Here is a 6,270-nt window from a genome sequence, read left to right as displayed (position 1 = left end):
TAGTAGATGCCGGCATGGATGACCTCGCTGTTGCGCGAGCTGGTCTCGGTGCCGATCGCATCGGCCTTCTCCAGCACCAGGACCTCGCGGCCGGCCATGGCGAGCCTGCGGGCGACCGCGAGGCCGACCACGCCCGCACCGATGACGACGGCATCCACCTGTTCCATGGCGTTCAGTCCTCGACGATCCGGCGCAGCTCCGCCGGATCCAGCTCGAGCGAGGCGCCCGCGGCCAGGATGTCGCTGAGCGACTTGGGGTCGATCGGCACGCCCTCGGCCGCCCGCTTCGCGCGGGCCAGGTTTTCCGGGTCGCCCGGCATCAGCACCGCCTCGAAGCCCGGCGCTGGCGGCGAGGCCTTGACCCAGTCGATCACCGCCTGCACCTCGGCGCGCATCGACTCCAGGTCGCCGAACACGGCCGGGTCCACCAGTAGCGAGAGCATCGAGTTGACGATGCCGTCCAGCCGCTCGTGATGCGGGGCGATGGTCTGCCCGCCGATCAGCGCCGCACCCAGGACCTCGCAGAAGATCGCGAGACCCGAGCCCTTGTGCAGGCCGAAGGAGAGCAAGGCACCCTTGCGGGTGTCGACATAGGTGGTGGGATCAGTGGTGGGCCGGCCCTCTGCGTCGATCAGCACGCCGTCCGGCACCGGCACGCCCTTGTTGCGGGCGACCCGCGCCTTGCCGAACGCGATGGCCGAGGTGGCCATGTCCAGCAGCAGCATGGGCTTGCCGTCGGCGCCGGGCACCGCCACGCAGAACGGGTTGGTGCCGAGCCTGGCGTCCGAGCAGCCGAACGGCGCCTGCAGCGGGTCGTGATCGGCGACATTGACGAAATGGAGCGAGACCAGCCCCTCGGCGGCGCACTGCTCGGCCCAGAAGCCGATCCGGCCGACATGGCTGGCATTGCGCAGGCCGACCACGGCACAGCCCAGCTTCTTCGCCCGCTCGGCACCCAGCCGCATCGCGTCGCGCGCCATGGTCTGGCCGAAGCCGCGCCCGCCATCGACCAGCAGCACGGCGCCTACGTCGCGCAGCACCTTGAGCGTCTGGTTCGGGACCAGCAGGCCGGCACGACAGTTCTTCACATAGTCCGGCAGCATGCCGACGCCGTGACTGTCGTGGCCGGTCAGGTTGGACATGACCAGATGGTCGGCGACCGCCTTGGCCTCGTCCGGGCTGGAGCCGGTGGCCGCGACGATGGTGGAAGCTAGCCGGTGCAGCCGCTCGGCCGCGATGTTGGGCAAGGTCGGACACTCCTGGATCCGTCCGGACTGGGCGGTGCCGGCACGCAGCAAGCACGCCTTCCGGGCGCGGGGCCAGTGCCTAGCACGGCTGTCATCGGACGGGAAACGCCGCAGCGAGCCGGTCCAGCAGGATGCGCTGCAGGCCCGCCGGGGCGGCGACCAAGCCCTTGTGGGTGGGCTGTTGCCCGTCGTAGCGAACCGGCGTCCCGTCAGGCTCAGTCAGGCGAACCCCGACCTCGCGCAGGATCACGTCGGCCGCGGCGATGTCCCAGTCATTGGTGCGCCTGAGCGTGACATAGGCGTCGAACCGGCCGGCCGCGACGAAGGCGAGCTTCAGCGCCAGCGAGCCCAGCATGGTCCAGACGGCGTCCGGCGCCAGCCAGGCGAGCGGCCGCTTGCGCACCTCGGTCCGGCTGGCGGCGATGCGCGGCTGCGCGATCGGTCCGTCGGTAAGGCGGGGCAGGGGCTGGCCGTTGAGGAAGGCTCCCTGGCCTGCCACCGCCTCGAACGTCTCGCCGGTCGCGGGGTTGGCGACGATGCCCACCACCGGCTGCCCGTCGACCAGATAGCCGATGCAGATCGAGAACTCCGGCTTGCCCTCGGCGAACGAACGGGTGCCGTCGATCGGGTCCACCACCCAGCAGCCCCGCCCGGTCAGCCGCGAGCGGTCGTCGGCGGTCTCCTCCGAAAGCCAGGCTTCGTCCGGCCGGCGCAACCGCTCGTGCAGCAGCCGGTCGATCGCGACATCCGCCTCGGTCACGATCTGGCCGGGCCCCTTCTCCCAGCTGCCGACCGCTGTCCGGAAATTGCGCATCGCAATGGCGCTGGCCTGGGGCAGAACGGCACGCGCACGACCCAGGATCTCCGTGAGGTCGATCTTGGTGGTCATCCGCATTCCTTCCGCGCACGAGGTCCTAGCCAGCAGAACCCGCGAGCATGGCGCCGGCTCCGCACTTTGCCGGTCAGCCTCACTTCCAGATCGGCCGGCCGCTGCCGGGCAGGCCGTAGCTGGCCCATTTGCGCGAGACCTCCTCGATCACGTCCTGATCCATCCGGATCTCCTCGCCCCACTCGCGCTTGGTCTCCGGCGGCCACTTGTCGGTGGCGTCGATTCCGAGCTTCCCCCCCAAGCCCGATTCCGGCGAGGCGAAGTCCAGATAGTCGATCGGCGTGTGCTCCAGGACGGTCAGGTCGCGGGAAGGGTCGGACTTGGTGGAGATCGCCCAGATCACGTCCTTCCAGTCGCGTGCGTTGATGTCGTCGCCGACCACGATCACGTATTTGGTGTACATGAACTGGCGCAGATAGGACCAGACACCCAGCATGATCCGCTTGGCGTGGCCGGGATAGGCCTTGCGGATCGAGACCACCGCCACGCGGTAGGAGCAGCCCTCCGGTGGCAGCCAGAAGTCGACGATCTCGGGGAACTGGAGTTGCAGGAGCGGCAGGAACACGTCGTTCAGCGCCTCGCCCAGCACGGACGGCTCGTCCGGCGGCCTTCCAGTGAAGGTCGAGAGATAGATCGGGTCGCGCCGCATGGTGATGGCGCTGACATGGAAGACCGGGAAGCGCTCCACCGAGTTGTAGTAGCCGGTATGGTCGCCATACGGCCCCTCGTCGGCCAGCTCGTCCAGCGAGACATGGCCCTCGATCACGATCTCTGCACTGGCCGGCACCTTCAGCGGCACGCTCACGCAGTCCACCAGTTCGACCCGTCGGCCGCGCAGCAGTCCGGCGAACTGGTACTCGGACACGGTGTCCGGGACCGGGGTGACGGCAGCCAGCGTGGTGCCGGGATCGGCGCCGATCACCGCTGCGGCCGGCAGGGGCTCGCGCCTGGCCTGCTTCCAACGGTGATGGTGCTGAGCACCGCCCCGGTGCTTCAGCCAGCGCATGATCGTGCTGTTCCGGCCGGTTACCTGCATCCGGTAGATGCCGAGGTTGAAGCTGTCTTCCCGTGCGTCCGACGGGCCCTTGGTGACCACGAGCGGCCAGGTGATCAGGGGGGCCGGCTCGCCCGGCCAGCAGGTCTGGATCGGCAGGCGGCCGAGGTCGATACGGTCGCCCTGGAGCACCACCTCCTGGCAGGGCGCGTGGCGGACGGTCTTTGGCCGCATCGCCAGTGCCGCCTTGGCCAGGGGCATCAGCTCCATCGCCTCGCGCAGGCCCTTGGGCGGCTCCGGCTGCTTGAAGAAGGCGAGGGTCTTGCCGAGCTCGGTCAGCTCGTGCGGTTCCTTGCCCATACCCCAGGCGACCCGCTCGACCGTGCCGAACAGGTTCACCAGGACGGGCATCGAGGAATCGACCACGTTCTCGAACAGGACGGCCGGGCCGCCCTCCGCGAGCAGGCGGGTCTGGATCTCGGTCATCTCCAGGACCGGCGAGACCGGAGCCTTGACCCGGACCAGACGCCCGCGCGCTTCCAGATGCGCGATGAAGTCGCGCAGGCTGTCGAAGGCCAAGGGGCTCAGTCCTCCTTCCACTTGATCGAGCAGCCCATGGACGGGATCTGCTCGGCCGGAGCCTGACCGGTCTCCGCCACCTGCTTCATGGCGAGGAACAATTCACGCCTGGCATCGGGGGCACCCGCCTGACGGCCGGAACTGTCCAGCCGGCCGCGGTAGCGGAGCTTCAGCTCCCTGTCGAAGCCGAAGAAGTCCGGCGTGCAGACGGCACCATAGGCCCGGGCGATCTCCTGGCTCTCGTCATGGAGGTAGGGGAAGCCCAGGCGGTGCTGTTCGGCGAAGCGCTGCATGCTGGGATAGTCGTCGTCCGGATAGTGGACGGCATCGTTGCTGCAGATCGCGACCGTGCTGATGCCTAGCCCCTTCAGCTCCGCGGCATCCCGGACCAGCCGGTCGATGATCGCCTTCACATAGGGGCAGTGGTTGCAGATGAAGGCCACCAGCGTCCCGTTCGGCCCGGCGAGGTCCGCCAGGCTCTTCATGCCGCCGTCGACGTCCTTCAGGGTGAAGGGCGGCGCGGCGAAGCCGAGTTCGCCCGGTGGCGTGGTCAGGGATGGCATGTCGGTTCCTCCACTGCATCGTCGGCGCGACCCTGATATGGATGCCGCACACCGGACAGGGCAACGGGGAACGGGATGACGCCGCCTGGGAAAACGCGGACGCGCGAGCTTTACGCCTGGGCCCTGTTCGACTGGGCGACCTCGCCGTTCGCGGCGATCGTGGTGACGTTCGTGGTCGCGACCTACGTCGCCAAGGCGGTGGCGCCCTCCGAGGTCGAGGGCCAGGCGGCCTGGGGCTGGGCGATGAGCGCGTCCGCCCTGGCGGCGGCGGTGCTGGGCGTGGTGGTGGGGGCGATCACTGATGCCGGCGGGCCGCGCAAGCCGTGGCTGTTCGCCTGTGTGGTGCTTCAGGCCGTCGGCACCGCGGCGATCTGGTTCGTCCTGCCCGACCCGTCCATGCTCCTGCTGGCGCTCGTGGTGGTGGGGCTGGCCAATCTCGGCAGCGAGCTCGGCAACGTGTTCAACAACGCGATCCTGGCCGATCTGGCGCCGCCCGACCGGATCGGCGGCTGGTCCGGCTTCGGCTGGGGACTGGGCTATGCCGGCGGTCTGGTCTGCCTGGTGCTGGCGCTGGTCCTGTTCCTCCAGCCCGAGGTCCCGGCGTTCGGCCTGGACAAGGAAACCATGGCCCATGTCCGGATCGTGGGGCCGCTGGTGGCGCTGTGGCTGGTCCTGTTCTCGCTACCGCTGTTCCTGACCATCCGGGACCGCCCGGGCGCGGCACTGCCCGACCGGCGCATCGTGGGCGCCAGTATCCGCAACCTGCGCATTTCGCTGCAGGAGGTGCTGCGCGACCGAACGCTGGCCCTGTTCCTGGTGGCGGCGATGCTCTGGGCCGATGGGCTCGCCACCCTGTTCGCGCTGGGCGGGATCTATGCCGCCGGCACGTTCGGCATGAGTCTGGCCGAGGTGCTGCGCTTCGGCATCGTCCTGAACGTGACCGCCGGGATCGGTGCCTGGGCGTTCGCCCGGATGGACGACCGGCTGGGTGGCAGGCGCACCATCCTGGCGGGGCTGGCCGGGCTGATCGTCTGCGGGCTGGGCGCATTGCTGGCGCCGAGCCAGCTCCTGTTCGAGATCGCCGGTGCTGGGCTCGGCCTGTTCGTGGGGCCAGTGCAGAGTGCTACCCGCTCGACCATGGCGCGCCTCGCGCATCCGGAGCGCCGGGCGGAGCTGTTCGGCATCCTGGCGCTCACCGGGCGTGCCACCGCGTTCCTGGGGCCGATGCTGGTGGCGATCCTGACCACGCTGAGCGGCAGCCAGCGGATCGGGATGATCCCGATCCTGCTGTTCTGGGTGGCAGGAGCGATCCTGCTGGCGCGCCTGCCGCTCGCCCACCTGCCGATCAATGACGGAAGTGGCGCATCCCGGTCGTGACCATGGCGATGCCGGCCTGATCGGCAGCCGCGATCACCTCGGCGTCCTTGACCGAGCCGCCTGGCTGGATCGCGGCGACGGCACCGCCCTCGATCGCGATCAGCAGGCCGTCGGGGAAGGGGAAGAACGCGTCCGAGGCGACGACGCAGCCATCGGCATTGCCGCCGGCGCGGGCGCGCTCCACCGCGATCTTGGCCGCGTCCACCCGGGAGGTCTGGCCGCCACCGATGCCGATGGTGGCCCGGTCCTTGGCCAGCACGATCGCGTTGGACTTGACGTGCTTGGCGATGGTGAAGGCGAACAGGAGGTCGGCGTGTTCCTGATCGGTCGGGGCCCGCCTGGTCACCTGGGTGAGCGTGGTCGAGGCGATCGGGCTGATGTCCTCGTCCTGGATCAAAAAGCCGCCATCCACCGAACGGAAGGTGTGGCGCGGCCGGGCCGGATCGGGCATGCCGGGCGTGAGCAGGAGGCGCAGGTTCTTCTTGCGGGCGAATACGGCCTTTGCGGCATCGTCCGCGCCGGGCGCGATCACGACCTCGGTGAAGATCTCGGTCACCGCCTCGGCGGTGGCGGCATCGATCGGGCGGTTGAAGGCGACGATCCCGCCGAACGCGCTGGTCGG

The 6,270-nt window shown here is 69.5% G+C and carries 6 protein-coding genes and 1 pseudogene; 1 reads left to right on the top strand and 6 read right to left on the bottom strand.

Features of this window, described 5'->3' with window-relative positions; translation table 11 throughout:
• The 5 genes from VNS22_RS19200 to VNS22_RS19180 all read right to left on the bottom strand — a co-directional run.
• Window positions 1-167, bottom strand: a 167-nt coding sequence (locus VNS22_RS19200) for an FAD-dependent oxidoreductase (protein WP_325735267.1), incomplete at its 3' end; no start/stop codon positions are given.
• Between the two features lie 5 nt (window positions 168-172).
• Window positions 173-1,297: a malate/lactate/ureidoglycolate dehydrogenase gene (locus VNS22_RS19195; protein WP_325735266.1), complete on the bottom strand. Its 1,125-nt coding sequence runs from the start codon at window positions 1,295-1,297 to the stop codon at window positions 173-175.
• Between the two features lie 40 nt (window positions 1,298-1,337).
• Complete coding sequence (locus VNS22_RS19190; protein WP_325735264.1) at window positions 1,338-2,135, bottom strand: 3'(2'),5'-bisphosphate nucleotidase CysQ; 798 nt, start codon at window positions 2,133-2,135, stop codon at window positions 1,338-1,340.
• Between the two features lie 79 nt (window positions 2,136-2,214).
• The gene (locus VNS22_RS19185; RefSeq protein WP_325735262.1) at window positions 2,215-3,708 is read right to left on the bottom strand and encodes a UbiD family decarboxylase; all 1,494 of its coding nucleotides are present in this window, start codon (window positions 3,706-3,708) and stop codon (window positions 2,215-2,217) included.
• A 5-nt stretch (window positions 3,709-3,713) separates the two neighbouring features.
• On the bottom strand, window positions 3,714-4,271 hold the full coding sequence (locus tag VNS22_RS19180; protein ID WP_325735259.1) for a thioredoxin family protein: 558 nt from the start codon (window positions 4,269-4,271) through the stop codon (window positions 3,714-3,716).
• A 75-nt stretch (window positions 4,272-4,346) separates the two neighbouring features.
• Here VNS22_RS19180 and VNS22_RS19175 point away from each other — a divergent pair, with 75 nt between their 5' ends.
• The gene (locus tag VNS22_RS19175) at window positions 4,347-5,648 is read left to right on the top strand and encodes an MFS transporter (protein ID WP_325735257.1); all 1,302 of its coding nucleotides are present in this window, start codon (window positions 4,347-4,349) and stop codon (window positions 5,646-5,648) included.
• Here the strand turns inward: VNS22_RS19175 and purH are convergent.
• Window positions 5,617-6,270 (bottom strand): annotated as a pseudogene (gene purH / locus VNS22_RS19170) (bifunctional phosphoribosylaminoimidazolecarboxamide formyltransferase/IMP cyclohydrolase); the annotation flags it as partial. The gene VNS22_RS19175 and the pseudogene purH sit on opposite strands and share 32 nt — an antisense overlap.

This window comes from Geminicoccus sp., from assembly GCF_035556675.1.
Lineage (GTDB): Bacteria > Pseudomonadota > Alphaproteobacteria > Geminicoccales > Geminicoccaceae > Geminicoccus.
This window is presented reverse-complemented; position numbering and strand designations above follow the sequence as displayed.